Origin of the sequence: Mesorhizobium sp. M1A.F.Ca.IN.022.07.1.1, from assembly GCF_003997575.1 — a bacterium.
Classification (GTDB): domain Bacteria; phylum Pseudomonadota; class Alphaproteobacteria; order Rhizobiales; family Rhizobiaceae; genus Mesorhizobium.
The window spans coordinates 1-979 of the sequence record NZ_RZST01000666.1 but is presented as its reverse complement, the minus strand read 5'-3'; the positions used below and the strand labels follow the sequence as shown (position 1 = coordinate 979).

Here is a 979-nt window from a genome sequence, read left to right as displayed (position 1 = left end):
CCGTAATTCAGTTCCCGTTCGGTTTTCGAACCCTGGAACAAGCCGCAATCGATTAAGACCCGCCAGTCCGGCGTTGCAATCTCGTAGCATGACCCGGTCACGCAACGAGTGGCGCCATGAAAGCGCAAAACCGGATCCTGATCGCGATCCAAGGTCGTCGACCTAGTGCGACATCAAGACCGGCAAGCGCAGATCTGACAGAAGGCCTTCTGTCGCTCCGCCAAGCACGAAGTCCCGTAAACGCGAATGTCCCCATCCACCCATGACCAAGAGGCTGCCGCCGATCTTCACGGCGTGCTCTTGGAGAGCAATGCCGATTTCGTTCTTGCCGGCTTGAATGGACGCCGCTTTCGCGTTCAAGCCGCGCGCCTCAAGCCCATGTGCAAGACGTTCGGCAATATCCTGACCTGGCAGAGCCTTTTCGTCCGTAACGGTCACAATCGATATTGCTGATGCGCGTTGCAGGAACGGCATAGCATCACCCATCGCCCTTGCAGCCACGCGACTGCCGTCCCAGGCAATGACTACATGGTCCAGACTGCCTACATCCCTATCGCCCGGAAAAATCAAACTCGGCCGGCCAGAGCTGAACACGACCTCCTCGGCAGTCATCCGGACGGGCTCGCTGTCTCGCGTCCAGCCCACAAGGCAAAGATCGGAGTAGCGTCCTTCCTTGGCTGCGACCTCTCCGATCAGCGCGGGCTGGGCCTTCAATTCCTGTGTCGTCAGCGCCACGTTGCACCGCGAGGCCTCGGCCGCGATACTCTCCAGTAATGCCTTGCCGCGGTTTCGGCTGGCTGCTTTGACCTCGCGGATCTTGGCCGGGAGGTCGAGCAGGAGGTTGGACAAGGCATTGGAAACGTCCGGGATGTCGACGTTGATAACTGCCGCATCCAGGGCCGCGCCGAGTTGCCTGGCTACCGCCACCGCATTTGCTACAACCTTGGGAGCGGGAGGGTCGGTATAGGTCGGCAGGAAC

1 protein-coding gene is annotated in these 979 nt (G+C 60.1%); it reads right to left on the bottom strand.

The genetic code is table 11. From position 1 onward, the window contains the following. Positions 1–162: 162 nt before the first annotated feature. On the bottom strand, positions 163–979 hold an 817-nt coding region (locus EOA75_RS33255), incomplete at its 5' end, for a universal stress protein (RefSeq protein WP_164747777.1).